We start from the raw sequence: 19744 nt of genomic DNA on the forward strand, positions 1-19744 counted from the left end.
AAATGAAAAAATACAGTCTGGTTGCTTTCTTTATAGTTTTTCTTTTACAAGGTGTCTTTGCAATTGATATATCGAAGTACAGGTTTCATTTAATGCCCGAAACTTCTTACTACGGCGGAATACAAAGTATTGCAAAAGATAGCCTGGGAAGAATATGGTATACAGGGCCTGATGCATTGTTCATGTACGATGGCAATAACTTCTATCAATTAAATGATATTGTTTTTGCTATTAAACCCAAATTAAAATGGGGGTATGGTTCTTTAGTTAGAGATAAAAAAGGAAACCTATTCCTGGGAACTGGACATGGCTTATTGAAATTTGACTATGAGAAATTTTCCTTTAATGTGGTTGTACCAGGAAAGATACGCTCTGTCTGTTTGAATAATGATGGTAAGCTATACATACTTTCTGAAGATCGTGTTATGCTTTACGATCAGGAAAGTAAGGAACTGCAGGGATTGGTGTTGCCCAAAAATAAAAATTTCAATAACCTGATCAGTTTAAATGGGAGCATTTATATCTCTCAGGATGCGATGCTGCATAAAGTAGAAATTGCTAAGCACAGATTAGTTCCGTTTTCGAATTTCGGAGGAACTGTAAGTTCTGTAAATGATGCTTTAGTATACAAAGGATTATATTATATCTTAACGCAAAAAGGTGGTATTTACGTAACTGATGAAACAGGAACAGTTAAGCGTCATATTCCGATTGAGGTTGCTGGAAATCGATCTGTACTTTCTAAAAAGCTCTATATTGACCAAACAGGGGTGATATGGGTGGCAACGCAAGCTGGCCTTTTTCTCTATGATCCGGCAGTTGAGGGCAGCAGTTTCTTGCGAATGAACCTAAATGATGCCTTTTCTTTACCGAATAATTCGATTTGGACAATTTATGCTGATCCAGATCAAGGTGCATGGATAGGTACTTACGGTGGTAAGGTTGCTTATTGTTCGCTCTATGACTCAAGGGTACGTTATTTCAATCCTAGTCTTGGTGGACTCAATCATCCAATTGTTAGCAGTTTTCAGGAGGATCATTTGGGCAATATATGGATTGGAACTGAAGGTGGTGGCCTGAATTATTGGAATAGAAAAAATGATTCTTTCAGTCATTTTATGAAGTCGGAGGGCAATTCCCCAAATTCAAATATGATTAAGCGCCTGAGGTTTGACCAGGAGAATAGGCGCTTATTTATTTCGGCTTTTGGCGGTGGTATTACATCGTATGATATGGACCGAAAGAGATTCGGTGACCTTGGTTTTATTTCTCCGGAAAGTAAGCAGTTACTTACCGTTTACGATTTTGTGAAGGACAGTGATGGTTCCTGGTGGATGACGGACCCAGATCGACCATTTTTTTATAAAAGAAATGGGCAAGGCTCCATAGAAATGGTGAAGGTAGTAGGAGCAGATAATAAAAAAATAAGTTTGGAAGTAGAGGCGGTTGATATTGACAGGCAAAATAATCTCCGTTTAATTACCCACCAGGGTTTGTTTATTGTAGATCGAAATTCGCTAAAAGTACTTAAGCATTATCTGGTTAAAAATGCATCTTATTCGGCTAATCATTTGTATAGCTATTATAAATCTTCAAATGGCGATTTATGGTTGGGTACATCAGGCAAAGGTGTAAATGTCTTAAAAGCTGATGGAACTTATGTAAATTACAGTAACAGCAATGGTTTTCCGGCAAAAATGGTATTCGGCATATTAGAAGATAATGCTTCTAAAAATATTTGGATGAGTACAAGTGATGGTTTATACTATTTTGATTGGAAAGCACAAAGATTTGAAAAGGCGAGATTTTATCGGGAGAATAGCTGCGGATCATTTTATATACGTGCAGCATATAAAACTTCTAAAGGTGAAATGTTATTTGGTGGAACAAGTGGCTTCGTACTTTTCGATCCCTCCTATCTGAATAAAAATCCTCAAAAGCCTGAGGTTTTTTTTACAGGTTTTTTTGTCAATAATATAGAACTTAATGCCAATTCTAAAAATTCTCCATTAGCTAAAGATATCTCCAGTTTATCCAATCATAAAGATGACAGAATTAAACTTTCAAGCAAAGAATCTAATGTAGAAATCAGGTTTTCAGCGAATAGTTATTTATCTGCTGATAAAAACCAATTCGCTTATCGCATGATAGGACTCAGCGAAAAGTGGCAAATCATCAATACCAAACAAAAATCTGTACAGTTCCTTAATTTGCCTAGTGGCGATTATACTTTTGAAATAAAGGGATCTAATAACGATGGCTTATGGGGAGATAAAATATCGAGACTTTATATACATGTAGATCCGCCGTTCTTTTTGTCCTGGTGGGCTTATTGTTTTTATGGAGCAATTGCTTTTGCTTTACTTTTTTTCATTACACGGTACTACACCAATAAAAAGGTATTCAAAGAAAGATTGGCTTTAGAGGCTTTAAAAGAAAAAAATATGCGGGAGTTGAATCAAGCTCGAACTGATTTCTTTACCAATATTTCCCATGACCTGAAAACTCCATTAACTCTGGTGCTTCAGCCGCTTAAACAATTAAAAGAAACACTGGCTCCAAATGATCAGACAATTGGATACATGGGGCTTATAGAAAAGAATGTAAATAGGATACAGCGGATGATCAGCCAACTGCTGCGCTTCCGGGAAATTGAAAGTCAGAAGATTACGCTCAACCCGCAAATTGGAGATTTTATCAACTTTGTAAGAGATGTTTTTGGACTGTTTGAATTATATGCCAATAAGAAGGAAATTGAAACAAATATATCTGCACATAAAGACAATTTGTACGTAGCTTTTGATTATGATATTATAGAGAAGATTTTAACTAATCTCTTCTCAAATGCATTAAAATATACACCAAATAAAGGATATGTTGGTGTACGTATTTATAATTCTACTGATGAGGAAAAGGAACGATTGTCTCCCGAATTGAGCGAGGAAAATGAATATGTCTCTATAGAAGTTTTAAATAGTGGAGATGGTTTTTCAGAAGAGGAGATTGCTACGCTATTTACTTCGTTTAACCGCTTATCATCGCACAGACCTACATTTGAAGAAAGCTCCGGACTTGGATTGGCCATTGTAAAAGAACTGGTAGATGTACTGGGAGGGAAGATTTGGATGGTGAATAAGATTGACAAAATTTCCTTCACTATTATGCTGCCGCTGAAGAGACAAGCGGGTTCCGGAGATATGCAGTGGAATGTTTACGATTATACGATTTCTGAAATCGATGATATTATGCTGGGTAATACAGAACCAGAAAATTCAACAACTTATGCCAGTAGAACGGATAGCCTGCTCTTAATTGAAGATGATCCTGCAATGCGTGCTTATTTAGAACAACGATTGTCTGAAAAATACAATGTTTACACGGCAAGGGACGGGATGGAAGGCCTGATTAAAGCTGAAAAAATTTATCCACAATTGATTATTACAGATTTGGTTATGCCAAATCGCAATGGCCTTGAGCTTTGTCGTAGTTTGAGACAAAATTTTAAAACCAGTCATATTCCAATTATCATGATTTCCGGTAATGTAGAAGATAATCAGAGTAAGATTAAGGCTTTAGAATATGGCGCAAGTGTATTTATTGATAAACCTTTTGATGTAGATTACCTGTTGCAACAAACGGAAACCATATTGAAAAATCAAAAGGAGCTAAAGGAAAAATATAGTAAACGTATCCAGGTAGATCCTTCTAACGTGACCATCACTTCAATGGATGAAGAGCTTCTGATAAAAGCAATGAAGGTGATAGAAGAAAATATAGCCAACGCCAACTATTCGGTGGAAGATTTCGTTTCTGATATGAATGTTGGCCGGACAATCCTTTATCAGAAAATCCATGATATTGTAGGTATGTCTATCAAGGAGTTTATTTTAAATATCCGATTGAAAAGAAGTGCTTATTTGTTGGAAAAATCAGACCTCAATGTTGCAGAAGTAGCTTATCAAACTGGATTTAATAATGCAAAGTATTTCAGTGTTTGTTTCAAAAAACAATTCGAATTAAGTCCTTCGGAGTTTAAGAAGAAATCTCCTGTTGCTACTGCTAAGAAATAGTCAAATATTTGTTTAATGTACGAAAGCGAACCATTTCCGTACAAAAACGAACCCTTCTAGGTTCTTGTTTATATTAGTTTTGGAAATACCAATATTAAACCGAACGAGTGTATGAACAAAACTAGAAAGTTTTTCGCATTGCTATTTTTTGTGGCATTAATTCAGACTGGGCGAATAAATGCCCAACCCCTTAAAAAAGTAGTAAATGATGCCTTTGATTTTGCAGAACAGCAAAGCTTAATTATGGCAAAAAAGTATGAAGACCAGCAGGGTACACTCCCTAAGTCTTTTGAAAATGGTAAAGATGTTTCATCAGATTCAAGATGGTGGTGCAGTGGTTTTTTTCCGGGCTCACTCTGGTATATTTTTGAACATAGCCAAAATCAAGATGTACTGAAATATGCTAAGCTGTATACCGATAGGGTAGAGCGAGAGAAATACACAACAGACAATCACGATGTAGGGTTTATGCTCTATTGTAGTTTCGGGAATGGTTTACGCATTACTGGGGAGGAACGCTATAAAGAGGTGTTATTAACCGGTGCTAAGTCCTTGGCTACCCGTTTTGATCCAAAGGTTGGATTGATCCGTTCTTGGGACCATAACACGGAGGTTTGGCAATATCCTGTAATTATCGATAACCTCATGAACCTTGAATTAATGCTTTGGGCTGCTGATTATTCCAAAGATGAAAGCTTTAGAAAAATTGCAATTTCTCATGCAGATAAAACAATGCAGCACCACTTTCGTCCGGATTATAGTTCTTATCATGTTGTTTCTTACGACCGGAAAACTGGAGTGCCGCACAAGAAGCAAACGCACCAAGGTACTTCAGATGATTCTGCCTGGAGTCGTGGGCAAGCTTGGGGCCTATATGGTTACACTTATCTGTATAGAGAAACAAAAGATAAGCGATATTTGGCCCAGGCAATGCATATCGCTGATTTTTTAATTAATCATCCGCGTATGCCCAAAGATTTTATCCCTTACTGGGATTATGATGCTCCACAGATACCCAATACACCACGTGATGCTTCTGCCGCTGCTTTGATGGCTTCTGCTTTAACTGAACTTAGCGATTTTGTAGATGCTCAATCGAAAAAGAAGTATATGCAGGTAGTTGAAACACAGATAAGAACACTTGCATCAGAAGAATATACCTCAAAATTAGGTGAAAATGGGGCTTTTATATTGAAACACAGTACAGGTGCATATCCATTGAAGTCGGAGGTAGATGTGCCCCTGACTTATGCTGACTATTACTATCTCGAAGCTTTAACCAGGTTGAAGAAAAGGTTGTAAATACTCATTAAAATAATAGAAAAAACAAGTATCCTTACCGTTAGAATGTATAATCAATACAAATTTATAGTTATGGCGATTTTCCAAAAAGCATTTTTAATGCTCTGCATATGTATTCAAAGTTTCAGTTCAGTAGCTGTAGATAAAATCAAAAATACAGATGAAACCTATCTCAGCCCCAATATGTATGCTACTGGAAGCCAATCAGAGCGTATTCAAAGGGCAATTAACGACGCCAAAAATAGTAAAGGGAAAGTAGTTATTCCGAGATATGATGCCATAGAAAAAACAAATGTTTGGCTGATAGATCAGGCTATTCTGTTACCTGGAGATTTTGAACTGGAACTAAATAACTGTAAAATCAAATTATCAGATAAGTGTAGGGATAATTTCATTCGATCAGCAAACGCGGGATTGGGGATAACGGAAATTGCATTGTTAAAAAACATTAAAATAATAGGGAAAGGAAATGTCCTTTTGGAAGGAGCCAATAATCCTCGATCTACAGGAGATCATAACAAAACTTTATCTATAAATCCGAAAGGTTACGGACAATCCTACGGAAGTGATGCGGGTAAGTCGGTCGAAAACCAAAAAGGAGGATGGCGTAACCACGCTATTATATTAGCTCATGTAGATGCATTTGAAATCAGTGGCATTGTGCTAAAGGATTATCATGCTCATGGTTTAGTTTTAGAGCGTTGTACAAACGGAACAGTTAAAGATATGACTTTCAATGTGAGACAAACCATCAATGTTGCAGGAGCAGAAAAACAAGTGTTGAACCAAGATGGGCTTGGTGTTAGGTTTGGCTGTAAGAACATCATTATTGCAAATTGTAAAGGTAAAAGCGGCGACGATTTTATCAATATTGGCTTAACTGATACTGGTATTGGAGCCGGAGAGGAAAATGTAAATGTTGTGAGTGGTTCAATTTATGCAGGAGATAGAGATAATATTTCAAATATTTATCTCCAGAACTGGCAGGATTTCTATTCTATTTCGCACCGGGCCATCCGTATAATGCCAGTTGGTAAACTTAAAATAAATAATGTTTTTATTGAAAATATGGTAATCAATGCCTTATCTAAACAGGGGTTGGTTGTAGAATATGCTGGTCATATTAAAGGGCTATTTGTTCAAAATGTCATTAGTCATCAGCCAGTAAAAGCTAAAGGGATATCAGATGCAAGTTTCAGGGATATTTTCTATATCGGAGAAGGAGCAGCTATAGATATTTTGCAAAGTGATTCTGTGGTGGTTGACAATGTAAAAACTATTACAAATTAGATATTGGTGTGATGTGTTTTTCTTGCTAAAAAAAGCATTTGTATCCTCATATGTACAAAACCAAACCATTTTCGTACAAAAACGAACCCTCTGGATGGTGGATGTGTATAGTTTTGTTCTAACCATTTATAATAAACCAAGCTAAGTATGAAATCTAATCAATTGATAGCCTTCGCTATTATCCATCTTCATTATAGAAGTCTAAAAATTTTCTTCAATCCTACTGGCTGAAGAAACAAATTGTAAAAATTTAATCCTAACCAAAATAAATCTAAATGATAAAAGAATTACACATTAAGCTCAAAAGCTGGCTACTGGTTGTTGCGGTACTACTGCTGGCAACAAATTACAGCTATTCACAAACAACAGATCCAGCCAAAGTTAAAGGAAAAGTTACCGATGATAAAGGAGTTGGATTGGTTGGAGTTTCAGTACTTGTTAAAGGAACTGCAAAAGGAACATCTACTGATGTAGATGGGAATTATATTATCGAAGCGCCATCAACCGCTACGTTACTTTTCTCTTATATAGGTTTCGACGCACAGGAGGTTAAAGTTAATCCATCAGGAATTATCAATATCAAGATGGCTGGAGATAAGATGTTGGATCAGGTGGTTGTAATAGGATATGGAACTGCTAAGAAGAAGGATCTGACTGGAGGACTAGCAGTGGTGGGGAAAGAACAATTGAGTATGGTTTCTACACCTAATTTAATGGACCGTTTAGTCGGTCAGGTTGCTGGGTTCAGTATTACAACTGGTAATGCGGCACCAGGTCAAGACCAAAGTCTGCTTATCCGTGGCGAGAACTCAATATCGGCAAACAACAAACCACTTATTGTCCTGGATGGAATCCCTTTTAGTGGTTCTCTTGTCGACCTTGACCCTAACAACATTGAAAATCTAACTGTTTTAAAAGATGCTTCGGCTGTAGCGATCTATGGATCAAGAGGCTCTAACGGTGTTATTTTAATACAAACCAAAAGAGGGGTGCTGGGCAGGGCCCAGGTTGATTACCGCGGACAGCTAGGTGTTGCCGAACCAATGCAACAGATAGATGTAATGGGGCCGAATGAATACATCCGTTTTCAGCAGGATATTGGTAGGTTAAGGCAAGGATATACTGGCTCTTTGTTAGATCCTGTTGCAGGAGATATTATCAGTGTGACCGAACGTAGAAACTATGTAAACGGAATTACAAACAACTGGCAAGATTATATCTTTAGAAGAGCGGTGACAATGGATCATCAGTTAAGTATTTCCGGAGGTACAGAAAGTACCAAGTATATGGCTTCACTTGCTGCTCTGGATCAGGATGGCGTGGTCTATAATTCTCGTTTATCTCGTCTGAATATGAGCACAAATATTGATCAGACCTTTAATAAATGGTTAACCATTGGTGTAGGTTTGCAATATACACAAAGAAGCGATGGTGGGATTACTCCAAATATAGAACATGCGATAAAACAGAGTCCATACGGAAGTTATAAGGATGAAACTGGTAATTATGTTCCAGAGCCTATGGAATATTCTCTTATCGTTAACCCGATGCGTAATGTGAATGCTATTCAAGATAAAATTAATCGTAATTTCTTCCTTTCTGGTTACGCAAATATCTTGTTGCCGGTTAAAGGCTTGTCTTTAAGATCTAATTTTGGATATAATTATAGAAGCGGTTTTAATGGAACATATTACGGACGTGATACTTTTGATGGTAGAGAGCAGGCAGGTTTAGTAGGAGGTAAGGCTTCTATCAGCAATTCGAATTATACCGATTACACCTGGGAAAACCTTTTAAAATACGAACGGGAATTTGGTGATCATCGTATTGATTTCACAGGCTTATTCAGTCTGCAGAAAACTCAGAATGTAAGTTCTTCTCAAAGTGGAGAAGGTTTTGTAACTGATGATACGGAGTATTTTATGATGCATACTGCTGCACGCAATGTTATTGTTAATTCTGGTATAGTTGAAAATTCGATGATATCTTATATGGGACGTATTAATTATGGTTATAAAGGTAAATATTTATTCACATTAACAAGTCGTACAGATGGTGCTTCAGTTTTTGCAATAAATAATAAATTTGCATTTTTCCCAGTTGCTGCCGTTGCCTGGCATATTGGTCAGGAAAGTTTCATAAAAGATAATTTGAAATGGGTAGATATGTTAAAACTACGTGCCTCTTATGGTGCTAATGGTAACCAGGCTATTAGAGAATATCAATCGTTAGACCGTCTATATTCGAACGTGAAATACATTTGGGGGGATGATGGGACAGCTGTAAATACGGTTTACCTGGCTAGTGATGGTGTGGGGAATCCTAACCTAAAATGGGAAACGACCTATTCGGCAAATATCGGTTTAGATTTTCAGCTGTTTAAAAATAGGCTAAGTGGTACCATTGATGCCTATCAGGCCAGAACAAAAGATTTGTTGATGGTTCGTACCGTTCCCATTATGAATGGTTATAGTAAAATTTGGGATAATGTTGGTGAAACCCAAAATAAGGGGATTGAGTTAACTTTAAATACAATCAACCTGGATGGAAAGGATTTCAAGTGGAGCTCTACAGCTGTTTTTTCTTTAAATAGGGATAAGATTGTAGAACTAAGAGGTGATGGAATTGATGATATCGGTAATAACTGGTATATAGGTAAACCATTAAGAGTCTTTTTTGACTATAACATGATTGGGATATGGCAAACTGGAGAAAATTATAGTGTTCAACCAGGTGGTGCTCCGGGTGCTGCCAAATTAGAAGATGTAAATGGTGATGGAGTGATTACGACTAGTGACAGAAAGATCATTGGCTCTAAAAACCCACGCTACACTGCCTCATTTGCCAATCGGTTAAGCTATAAGAATTTTTATGCATCGGCACTGGTAACCGGGGTTTTTGGAGTATGGCGTCAAGATCACATGGCAAATATGGGAGCATGGACCTTTGGAATTACCAATTATGTACATGGTGCCAATTATTGGACACCAGAAAACCCTAATGCTACTATTGTTTCTCCAGGCTATCTAAACACTGCTGGACATGATTACTACAAAAAAGTGAATTATGTACAAGTTAAAAACATCACTTTCGGATATAGAATTCCGCAAAACATTACCAAGAAAATAGGTGTGGGCGGAGTAGATCTAAATGCTAGTGTCAACAATTTACATACATTCTCTAACATCAGGCAAGTGCTCAATTACGACAATACCTGGATGGCCTCTTATCCAACTGCACGGTCTTATATGTTCGGCCTAAATGTAAACTTCTAATTTAATACGACACGAAAATGAAAAATATCATAACAATAAGCATCGCGTTTATCATATTAGTCTCATTCAGTGGCTGTAAAAAGTTTTTGGATGAAGAGTTAAAAACGGAATTAGCGCCAACCAATACCTACACCAGTACATATGGCTTTGAAGTGGGTAGTGCGGGTCTCTATGCACTTACGCGTTCAGAATACAACACATATGGAGAAGGTGGAGCTTTTATTCATAATGGTGCTACTCCATATGAATCTTTGCAGGCAGCCACAGATATTGCAGATGTATTTAATAGCGATGCATCATTAACTGCATTTGCCAATTTAACGCTTACGCCCACAGAAAGATTTGTAGGTACTTACTGGAATTGGGCCTTCAGTTTAATCTCTTCAGCTAATTTAATGCTGGTTTATTCAGAGAAAAATACCAATTGGGATTTGCCGACAGATAAAGCACGTTTCCAGGCTGAGGCACGTTTCTTCAGGGCATATGCTTATCGTACCCTGGTTTATCTTTACGGAGATGTGCCATATGTAGAAACTATTCTATATGATTTTAAACTGAATTTCACACGTACACCTAAAGCAGAGGTAATAGCTCATATGGTAGATGATTTGAAATTTGCTGTAGAAAATTTACCAATAAATCCAGATGTAGCAAGTTTTAAAGAAGGAAAGTTAACGAAGTGGGCCGCTAGTCATTTACTAAGTGAAATTTACTTGTTACAAGGCGATTATCCTGCTGCAGAACAAGCTGCATTAGCTGTAATTAATAGTGGCTATTATAACCTGATGAAAACAAGGTTTGGTGTAAATAAAGACAAAGCTGGTGACGTATTTAGTGATCTGTTTTTAGAAAATAATCAAAATAGGAAAAGTGCAAATAGAGAAAGTATTTGGGTTTTACAATTTCAATTTAATACTGTAGGAGGTGGTACTAACTCTGACGATTGGACGCGTAGGGCATGGATACCTAATTATTCGTCGATCAGTGGTTTTGTTTTAGCTGATACTTTGGGCGGTCGTGGAATTGCACAATTAGTACCAATGAGATGGTGGTTAGGTACAAACCGTACCAATGCTTCAGGGAATGTTGCGGGTATTTTTAATGCAAGTGATATTCGTAATTCAAACTATAATATTAAACGTGATTGGTATTATAACAATGCAGGAGATGCTTCTCTATATGGAAAGAAGGCTCCAATTACTGAGCAAACGTGGTTTACTACAAAAACGTTGTTTCCTGCCATTACTAAATTCTTTTATGGACGTCCTGAAAATTTAAGTTTAACAGGTAGTTATAAAGACCGTATGAAGTTTCGTTTGGCAGAAACTTATTTATTGCTGGCAGAAGCTTACCTGGGACAAAGCAATCCACAAAAAGCAGCTGATGCAGTAAATGAAGTGCGTAGGAGAGCAGGTGCCGGAGATATAGGAGCAGCTCAAATGGATATGGATTTCTTATTGGATGAACGTATCCGGGAGTTAGTGGGAGAGGAAAGCAGAAGATTTACACTGGTACGTACCAAAAAGTACGTTGATCGTGTAAAAACATATAATCCAGCCATAAAAGACAAAGTGAATGAAGACCATATGTTATGGCCAATTCCTCAGGCAATTATAGATGCAAATAGAGATGCACCATTCCCTCAAAATCCTGGGTACAAACAATAAATGATTGATTTGATTTAATAATATCATGGAAAGAATAAACTATATATATAAAACCTTACTGTCTTTGTGCTTTGTGCTTTGTGTTTCGGCCTGCAAAAAGGAAATTAAAGACATACCAAAAGTTCAGGAAAAAATGGAACTTAAGGTTTCGTCAGCAGATATTGCATTGGACGAAAACAATCTCGCTAAAGACATTGTCACATTCACATGGGCACCAGCCAGACCGCAATCAGATGACCATATGGTTTCTTATACTACCAGGCTAGATTTGGTAGGTAATAACTTTGGTTCATCAACCGCAATCATGACTTATGAAGATGATGGTGTGTATAGCAAAAGCTTTACTTCCGAACAAATACAGAATTGGGCAAATGAAAAATGGGGTATACCAGCTAATAAAAGCTTCACACTTGAGTTTCGGGTAGTTGCTGAATGGGAAGGTGGTGCCACTTTTGAAGCACCAGAAGTACGAACTATAAGAGTAAATGTAACACCTATCAGAACAGTAGTTTTTGATGCTGATAAAGTGTTTTTAGGAGGAAGTGCAGTCCCGGGAAATAATAGAATTGAAATGCCCAAAACACTTGAAAATCTAAATCAATATGCTTATGTGTTAAATCTTCAGCCGGGTAACCTGGAAATTCCTGTGGAATACGATGGCGCAACCAATTACATTGCTTCTGCTGATGCAAGTACTGCATTAAATGATGGAACTGCTGTTGGTATAAAAATGAGAGAAACAGCCTTCTCATGGAAGATAGAAACGGCTGGAGAATATCGTGTAGTGGTAAATATGCAAAAAGCCACAACTACAATTTATTCGCCTGCTAAGGTACTTATGCCAAAAGTTGTGAATTGGAATGGAGAAGGTTCTGTACCACAGACAACGACGGTTGCAGAGCTTTGGATGCACGGCGAAATTAATGGTTGGGGAGCACCAATAAAGATGGACTGTAAAGTAAGTTTAGCTGATCCTCAGATACTGGTGTATACTGGTGGCAGAGTAGGAAAGGCAAAATTCATTGTCTATGGCGGAAATGATAACAACAAAAATCTGGCATATGCATTTAGCTGTCCACTTACGGCCACTGGAGCCAAACAGGAACTTTCTCTTGTGTTAGGTACAGTTGCCTCTTTATCCGGAGGATCTACCACTGCCCAACGAGATTCTTATTATACAATTCCGGCAACGACTAATGTTGTGGTGTTTGATTTAAGAAATATGACCATCCTCGCTGAAAAACGCTAAACAAGATTTAGCTAATGATATGGGGTATAAATTAACTTTAAGGTTACTTAAGATGAAAAAAATAAATTATAAAATAACAGGCATAAAAACATTGGTAACAGTGTTGTGTCTATTGGTTTTTGCCTGTAAAAAAAATGCTGAAGATGGTAAGAAGCAAGCCGAGGGAACATTGGTAAAACCTAATTACAACAGAAGTTCTACTTTTCGTAATCCAATGAATGGATGGGTAATGTATGGCTCTGGCTCTGGTATTGAGTCTTATTGGGATACTGAATATTATGTGCCTGATTTAGGTAAGAAAGTAAAGGCGATAGATTATGCTTCGGCCTGTTACATTCGTACCAATTGGGCAACATTCAATCCTTCGAACGGTGTATATGCCTGGAGAAATCCGAGTACAGCTCTTTATAAAATGATCAAAGGAGCAGAAAGCCGAGGCTTGCCAATTGCTTTTCGTATTGTAGTAGATGGACGTGACCAGGGCCTGAATACCCCTCAATTTGTGTTTGACGCCGGGGCTAAATACTATGTTGAGAATCCTTCTTTCCCAAATAGAAGGACTCCTTATCCACAAGATCCAATTTTCAGACAGCATTATGCTAAATTTATTGAAGAGTTGGCAAAGGATTTTAATGATCCAAAGAAAACTTCATTTATTGATGCTTACGGCTTGGGTAAATGGGGTGAAGCGCATAATGTAATTTATGAAAATCCAGCTGTACCCAGCTTAAATATTGAAGTTGCCAAGGAGGAAGTGATAGACTGGATCTCTGATCTTTATGTTAAGACCTTTACTAAGATTCCACTTTTGATCAATTATCATCGTGTAGTTGGAGATCCGGTAAGCTGGGGTAGTGCCAATCCCAATTCGGACAGATTACTAACTAAAATGATAAATAAAGGATATAGTCTTCGTCAAGATGCTTTCGGAATGACTGAATTTTATACGAGTTGGGAAAAGGCTTTTGCTAAAGCGTGGAACCATAAAAGGCCGATAGTAATGGAAGGTGGTTGGATTACTAGTGGTACACATCGTTATTGGACAGATCCAAGTGGTAAATACAGAGAAGGGCATCCCGAAGATGTAAGAAAAGGTGAATTTGACGCTTCATTGGAAGCTGCTGTAAACATGATGGATTTTCGTGTGGGAGATACGGAAAGCTGGTTCACTAAATCTTTCGCATTGGTGCAACGTTTTATTTCCGAAGGGGGGTATCGTCTTTATCCAGATCAGGTTTATTTGCCAGAAACAGCAGATAGCAATACTGAAATAACCATTACTCACCGTTGGAGAAATATGGGATGGGGTTATTTTCCAAATAATATCCCGCAATGGAATTTTAAATACAAAGTTGCTTTTGCTCTGTTGGATGCTAGTGGCAGTGTAAAGAAAGTTTTTATAGATAAAGATAGTGAGCCTTCTGGTTGGTTAAAAAACACTCCCGTAAAATACGAGCTAAAAACTGCATTAGGAGTGCCAGCTGGGACATACACATGGGCAGTGGCTATTGTTGATGCAACTAAAGATAACCAGCCCGGAATACGTTTGGCGGTTAATGGTGATATTACTACGGAAGGATGGTTGAAGTTAATCAATGTCCAGGTGCAGTAAAATAATATACTGTACTTCCTTTAATAGATAATAATAAAAAAGCAGTCTGAAAGGGCTGCTTTTTTATAGCTTTTCAACAAATATGGGAGTCTCAGTCACTTCAACCTCAAGCTTCCCATTTGTCGTATTTACTGTTGTACTCAGCATTTCATTTTTTCCAATTTGTAGGGTATGAATTATAGCTTGTTTGGCATTACCAAGATTAAGTTCGTACTTGGCAGTTCTCCCTTTTTGATCAGGTATAGTAAGCACATAAACCTCTTTTTTATCTAACTTATACAGATCTACAATAGGATCTCCGTTTATAGTTGAAGTATAATTGTAATTGCCAATAAGTTTCTTCGTTTGTAAGAAATAATCGCTAACAGGTCTTTTGCTACGATCTGAATTTACAAAACCAGATGAATTATATTGCGTTGTACTATTCAGATCTACATCGTCTAGCATATAGAATACGCATTTTTTTAATCCGGTTCTTGCATATAAAAATGCAGCACGTAAGTTCCAATCAGCTTGTGTGACCTGTGAATTTTTATTGCCTATAGGAATTGCTCGCTGCGGTGTCTTCGGACCAATGTCATAACCAGTTTCTGTAATCCATACAGGCATGTTATTCGCATATTTATTAGACATTTTTATAAACTCTTTGGCTATTTTAGCATTTAAAGAAAGTTCAGGAGCGATGCCGACTGATGCTTTACCATCATTTGTGCTCGCATCATTAGCGTAAAAGTGATAATTGATGATATCAAAACACAAATCAACTGAGCCATCTGGCTTGGTTCCTCTGTTTTTTCTGCACCATTCGATCATCTTGATTACAAAATCAGGATCAGGATTTGCTAAGCCACCTAATACGACCATCATATTGGGATCAGCAGTTTTAACGCCCACATTTTTTCCTAGCTTGCCTTTGTCACCATCGTAAAATGCTGACATATTAGCAGCATATTCTTCTGGAGATTGCTGTGCTTTTTTTCCTTTCCACCATTTGTCACGTTCATTGTCACACTCAATATACTTAACTGTTCCAAGTCCTATCTTAATAACATTCGATACATCTCCTGTCCATCGGATGGTCTTGTCGACTACCATCAATGATGGATCAATATTTTTATTCCTGCCATATCTGGCTGCTAGTTGAAATGCAGCTTTTGCCTGCTTGATATAAGAAATAGGATCAGATCTGTTTAATCCATATGGTGCCGGAACATTTTCTACATCCCTTTCATCGCTGGGATAAGTATTCAGTAGCCATGGCGGACAAGTCTTGATGTCAATAATTACTTCCATCCCAGCATCTTGAATACGTTGATATATTAAGTCGTAATCCCAACTTCCTGAATGTGAAGGGTTAAAAGTGAATTTTCCTTCATTAGGTTCAATTTTTTCCCAATCCAAATAATGACGTATCGTTGAAAATGATTTAATGGGTTCGAACATTGATTCATTAATTATTCCAGGGGAACTTGACTCTACAAAATCCCATTCGAAAGCATTTATCCCAAGAAATTCTGAAAAATGAATGTCAGATGGTTTACCTGGAATTTCTGGTACATCCGGTGCGGAGGGTGTAGCATCTTTATTCGTCTTTTTTAAGCAGGAATATAAGGTAATTAAACACAGAAGTATGATAATGTGATATTTCATGAATTTGTTATTACCTACTTATAAATATAGGTATTGTTTAGTTAAGAATAGCAAAAAAAAAAGCATCCAATTAATGGATGCTTTTACATAAGGATGCTGGTTCTAGCTAAGTTTTACCTTAGTCGCATTTAATCCTTTTTTTCCATTTTCAACCTCGTAAGTAACGCGGTCGTTTTCTCTTACCTTATCGATAAGGCCTGTAACGTGTACAAATATTTCCGGTTCACCATTTTCTGGTATGATAAATCCAAATCCTTTTGACTCATTAAAAAATTTTACTGTTCCTTCTGGCATTGCAATGTTAATTTAAAATTTAAGTGTAGGAGGTTATTATAATGTTGAAATAAAAACAACAATGCAATATAATTGTTTTTGATGTTTTAAAACAAATTAATTTACTACTCATTTTCTATTTATTCTTAAATAGTTGCTCTGTGCACTGGAAACACTAATTGTATGTTAATTAGGTAGATACTGAAATGCGTTAAGATGAAAGATATCTATCTCTAAACGATGAGATGAGTCTGCATTTGTCGTTATTAATTATTTTTCGTTAAATTAATGTTAAAATGTTTTTCTGATATTTGTTTGGCATGCTTATTGGCATTTGCAATTGGTTAGATTTTTAAAAACGCTCTAGTTATAAGTACAAATTGAATGAAAAAAAAACAACGTTCTTTTCTGGTAATATTTGGAATTATAATTGTCTTTATAACGCTTTTGTTTCGCAACTCTATTATTCAGCGATCTGAAAAGATTGCATTAATAGGCACTTTTGGCGAGCTGGAAGTAAATAACAGGCAAATATCTACACTTGATTCAATCACCTTAAGTTTACAAGTAGCCGAGAATAATTTCAGGATGTACACTTCTTTGTGGAATCCGGAGTATTTTACAAAATACACAGAGGAGATAAAAACTATTACCAACTTAATGGCCAGTTTATCTGTCAATGGTAATAAGGATATCTCTGGTAGTATAGTAGGTGATCTGGCGAGTAAACGTAGACAAATGTCACTATATGCAGGGATTAAGCAACTTGCAGATTCTATTACTAATATCAATTTACAACTCGATGTAAATAAGATCAGTAACAGTATATTACCTGAACCTATCCCAAAGGCTACTTTAAAGAAAGTTGTTCAGGTTGAAGAAATTAAGACTGAACCGGAGGTTAAAAAGAAGAAGTTCTTCCAGCGAATTAAGAGCGCTATTTTAAATGAAAAAGATCCTGTTGATACATCCAGACTCAGAAAGACGGAAACTACCTATGAGCCTTTAGATAATGGAGTACAGGCATATAATAAGAGACAGCTACAGAAGATTGGTGAATATTATAAGGGCCTGCTGGATAATCAAAAAATGAATCATGCCCGGTTAACCGACAAAGAGCAGCAGATTCTGTCTTTAAATGAACGGATATTTGAAAATATAAAGTTACTTTTCAAAGAGTATAAAAGTAGCGTAGCTTTAAATGTAGCAGCAAGAAAGGCTGAACTTAAGAATAAAGCGAAACTTTCATTAGATAATATAGATTGGTCTGGTAAATTAAATTTTGTAATCAGTCTTTTCTCTTACCTGATTATTATCATTCTTTTATATAAATTGTTCAGGGCGTATAGTAATACGATCAAAGCGAATAAACTAGCTGCTGAGCAGGTGGCCAGTAAATTGCGTTTCTTTACAAATATCAGCCATGAAATGCGTACTCCATTAAATGCCATTCTTGGTGTTTCTGAGCAACTAAGATCGACACGCTTAAATGAAGACCAGCTTCCTATGTCAAAATTACTGGATACTTCTTCCTCAATGCTATTATCAGCTGTAAATGAGGTGCTTGATTTTTCTAGGCTGGAAGCCAAAAAATTGACGCTGGCCAAAACAGCTTTTCGTTATAAACGAATTTTGAAAGAGGTAGCCGACACAACCAGGGTTTTGGCAGAACAGAAGAAGCTGGAACTTGAGCTGATACAAGAAAATACACCTGATTTATTATTGGATGGAGATCCTTATCGTTTAAAACAAATCATTACTAATCTTACAGCCAATGCTATAAAGTTTACAGATAAAGGAAAGGTGAGTATCATTGTTGAATTAAAAAAGAATGATGAGCAGCATGTACAATTGATTGTTAAGGTAAAAGATACAGGAATAGGAATTGCTCCCGCTAATATTCCCCTTGTTTTTAATGAATTTTCTCAGGTGATCGATTCTAAACGGCAGGACTGGCAGATTGGATCAGGACTGGGTTTAACGATCTGTAAGAGATTGGTTGACTTGCATATGGGTAAAATCTCCGTAGAGAGTGTTCTGGGTAAAGGAACAACTTTTAAGGTAGAATTACCTTATAAAATGGCAACTATTGCTGAAGAGAATCTCGATGACCATAAGGAGAGGATTATCAATAGTGATCGTTTTAAAGATATCCATATTTTGACTGTAGATGATTCAGAGATGAATTTATTGGTGATGAAGATGCACTTTAAGAAGCATGGTATCCAATTTGACTCTACTACAAGTGCTGAAGAAGCACTTTTGTTGATGGAGAAAAACAGGTATAATTTGGTGCTAACGGATATTCAGATGCCAGGAATGGATGGGATTGAATTTGCAAAACGTATCAGATCAAATATCAATAATAAAAACATGAACGTTCCATTGATCGCCATTACCGGACAAGTAAATGAGGAAGATCATGAAATGTATCTTTCAGCGGGTTTAAATGACTATATCATTAAACCTTTTACAGAAATCGAACTACTCGAAAAAATTCTTGATTATAGCACTTAAAATTATTATTGTTCTGATGTATTCAATTACAATTACTCTTTAAAAAAAAGGAACCATCTAAGGTTCATGTTTTACCCAAACTTTATAAATCTCGACCGCTCCATAGGCATCGCATGCTTCTCCCTCAACTTTTCTTCGTCCCTGACAAGAAGATTGTACATAAGCACCTGCTTTAAAGTAGGCGCCTGTAAAAGCTTTAGTATAAGTGAACTTTAGCTTGCCATTATAGTAACATTCGGTTTGGTTGTTTTTTACTTTAAACATTACATTAAATCGGGTTCCCAGTTGATAATTATTGTCTAGTACTGGCCCGGTTTCCTCGTCTATTTTTATAAATAACTTATTCTTTTCTAATCTGAAAACAATAACATCATCGTCAGCATCATGAATCTGGCCGACTACAATATGTGGTTTAACAACAGGTAAATGAATAATGCTTTGATCGATAAAGAGGGTGTGTGTACCTTCAGAGGAAGACCAGGAAGCATTCCTTTTTCCATTATCTGTCATTTCTCTGAGTTCAGAACGTGGATATCCCGAACCTTTTGTTGTTACGCCCCCGGTTGTGGCATTAAAAACTACGGCATCTCCGGTTTTGTTTACATAGAACCATTTTTTATCACTGTATGTGTTCAGGTATGGTTGTCTGTGTTCGTCAGAAAAGCCAGGCGTCTTAATTCCTTCTGGAACATTAATTTTCCAATTGCTAAGATCCAGAACCTGAGCAGGTAGTTTTTGAGTTTCCTGGGCTAAAATCTCTGAAGAAAGAAAACATATTATCCCGATTGTTAGGACTGCTGAGGAAATTTTTCTGATTAAATTTATCATATCTTTTATGC

At 36.8% G+C, this 19744-nt stretch carries 11 protein-coding genes; 8 read left to right on the forward strand and 3 right to left on the reverse strand.

Annotated features, from left to right (window positions below):
• The first annotated feature begins 2 nt into the window (after positions 1 to 2).
• From WC623_RS16900 to WC623_RS16930, 7 genes are all read left to right on the forward strand, one after another.
• On the forward strand, positions 3 to 4070 hold the full coding sequence (locus tag WC623_RS16900) for a two-component regulator propeller domain-containing protein (protein ID WP_372853210.1): 4068 nt from the start codon (positions 3 to 5) through the stop codon (positions 4068 to 4070).
• A 111-nt stretch (positions 4071 to 4181) separates the two neighbouring features.
• Entirely contained in the window at positions 4182 to 5372 is a 1191-nt protein-coding gene (locus tag WC623_RS16905; protein ID WP_372853212.1) for a glycoside hydrolase family 88 protein, read from the forward strand.
• 99 nt (positions 5373 to 5471) lie between these two features.
• Positions 5472 to 6662, forward strand: a complete 1191-nt coding sequence (locus WC623_RS16910) for a glycosyl hydrolase family 28 protein (RefSeq protein WP_372853214.1) — start codon at positions 5472 to 5474, stop codon at positions 6660 to 6662.
• 275 nt (positions 6663 to 6937) lie between these two features.
• On the forward strand, positions 6938 to 9937 hold the full coding sequence (locus tag WC623_RS16915; protein ID WP_372853216.1) for a SusC/RagA family TonB-linked outer membrane protein: 3000 nt from the start codon (positions 6938 to 6940) through the stop codon (positions 9935 to 9937).
• A 17-nt stretch (positions 9938 to 9954) separates the two neighbouring features.
• Entirely contained in the window at positions 9955 to 11604 is a 1650-nt protein-coding gene (locus tag WC623_RS16920) for a RagB/SusD family nutrient uptake outer membrane protein (RefSeq protein ID WP_372853218.1), read from the forward strand.
• Positions 11605 to 11629: 25 nt separating this feature from the next.
• Positions 11630 to 12853 (forward strand): SusE domain-containing protein, encoded by a 1224-nt coding sequence (locus WC623_RS16925; protein WP_372853220.1) that lies wholly within the window; start codon positions 11630 to 11632, stop codon positions 12851 to 12853.
• 52 nt (positions 12854 to 12905) lie between these two features.
• Positions 12906 to 14465, forward strand: a complete 1560-nt coding sequence (locus tag WC623_RS16930) for a DUF4832 domain-containing protein (RefSeq protein WP_372853222.1) — start codon at positions 12906 to 12908, stop codon at positions 14463 to 14465.
• A gap of 63 nt (positions 14466 to 14528) precedes the next feature.
• On the opposite strand, the gene WC623_RS16935 is transcribed toward WC623_RS16930, so the two are convergent.
• On the reverse strand, positions 14529 to 16115 hold the full coding sequence (locus WC623_RS16935; protein WP_372853224.1) for a beta-galactosidase: 1587 nt from the start codon (positions 16113 to 16115) through the stop codon (positions 14529 to 14531).
• 102 nt (positions 16116 to 16217) lie between these two features.
• Positions 16218 to 16409, reverse strand: coding sequence for a cold shock domain-containing protein (locus WC623_RS16940; RefSeq protein WP_349786894.1), 192 nt, complete (start codon positions 16407 to 16409; stop codon positions 16218 to 16220).
• 363 nt (positions 16410 to 16772) lie between these two features.
• Here WC623_RS16940 and WC623_RS16945 point away from each other — a divergent pair, with 363 nt between their 5' ends.
• On the forward strand, positions 16773 to 18905 hold the full coding sequence (locus tag WC623_RS16945) for an ATP-binding protein (protein WP_372853227.1): 2133 nt from the start codon (positions 16773 to 16775) through the stop codon (positions 18903 to 18905).
• A gap of 57 nt (positions 18906 to 18962) precedes the next feature.
• Here the strand turns inward: WC623_RS16945 and WC623_RS16950 are convergent, their stop codons facing one another.
• Positions 18963 to 19733, reverse strand: coding sequence for a polysaccharide lyase family 7 protein (locus tag WC623_RS16950; RefSeq protein WP_372853229.1), 771 nt, complete (start codon positions 19731 to 19733; stop codon positions 18963 to 18965).
• Positions 19734 to 19744 lie beyond the last annotated feature (11 nt).

It is taken from the genome of Pedobacter sp. (assembly GCF_041645105.1).
Classification (GTDB): Bacteria; Bacteroidota; Bacteroidia; order Sphingobacteriales; family Sphingobacteriaceae; genus Pedobacter.